This window comes from Ornithinimicrobium jinqii (genome assembly GCF_045032595.1).
Taxonomy (GTDB): Bacteria; Actinomycetota; Actinomycetes; order Actinomycetales; family Dermatophilaceae; genus Ornithinicoccus.
Genome location: NZ_JBJFZS010000070.1, coordinates 1 through 1177, shown reverse-complemented (window position 1 = coordinate 1177; position 1177 = coordinate 1). Strand labels below are relative to the sequence as shown.

Here is a 1177-nt window from a genome sequence, read left to right as displayed (position 1 = left end):
CGCTGCCGCCACGCCCTCACCCCGACCACCACCGGACAGGAGGAAAGCACTGCTACCGTCCCCGCACTGACGGCCTGATCAACCCACCGAAGGATCACCGTCGTACACCACTCCACCGGACTTGACCCGCTAGGTCGTCGCGGAGCTGCAGCGGATGCTGCGCCCGTAGCCCCCGCCGTGCGCGGCGATACGCGCTAGAGCGTATGGCAAGACGGTCCAGGACGGGCCTACCCTGAAATGGTGCGGGCTGCCGCCGACGGCGACGGCAGGCGGACTCTTGTCGAGGAGATCTAGATGGGACCCAGGGGCGTCGGAAGCGATGACATCGTCCTGCTCCGGGACATCATCGACCTGACGAGGCCAGGCCAGCATCGTCCGGGGCGGAACACCGTGTTCGAGCTGCTCGACCGTCTGGAGCGTGTGATCGGCAGCGACTGGATCAACTTTCAGGACTGTCACGTCGGACCGCGGTGGTGGCGGACCAGGGTGCAGTTCACCTCGCACGGCGAGAGCGGTTGGGTCTGCGGTGACGAGCTGGTCGAGATCGACTCCGCTCCGGAGTTGGAGGTGCTGAAGCGCTACTGGTGGCAGCTGGACTGCAGCCTCGTCGACCGCACCGGCCGTCCCTGCGTCTCGTCCAGCTGCGCCTCCCTCGGAGGGCGGGGGTGGGCCGAGCATCCCGCCAACGTCGAGTACCTACGGGGGATCGATGAGCTCCTGCTCGCCTACCCGCATGGTGGGTCGGGAGGATCCCTGCGCATCCTGGCCGGTCGCGACGAGGGGGGACCCTTCGCGGAGCGGGAACGGGTGCTCATGGAGCTGCTGCTGCCCCACCTCCAGCCGCTGCTCGCGGACAGCCTCGCCGAGGAGGTCGGCCCGACCCGACCTCCCGTTCGCGAGCAGGTCCCGCCGACCGCTCGCCAGCGGGAGATCCTTCATCTGGTCGCGGCGGGGATGTCCAATCGGCAAGTCGGCCGTCAGCTCGGGCTCTCGGAGAACACCGTGCGCAAGCACCTCGAGAACGTCTACGCCCGAATCGACGTGCAGAGCTGGGTTGCTCCAGCGTTCGTGTCCGGTTTCGGGCTGAGGATCAAGCAACATCTGTACGGTCTTCGTGACACCTGTAGGAGGGTGCGCGATGAGCACGAGCGATGCCTCGGTCCCGAGGAAGCGTCGA

General features: G+C 67.5%; 1 protein-coding gene. It reads left to right on the top strand.

Annotated features, from left to right (window positions below; genetic code table 11):
* Positions 1-390 precede the first annotated feature (390 nt).
* On the top strand, positions 391-1177 hold a 787-nt coding region (locus tag ACI3ET_RS16360), incomplete at its 3' end, for a helix-turn-helix transcriptional regulator (protein WP_405034133.1).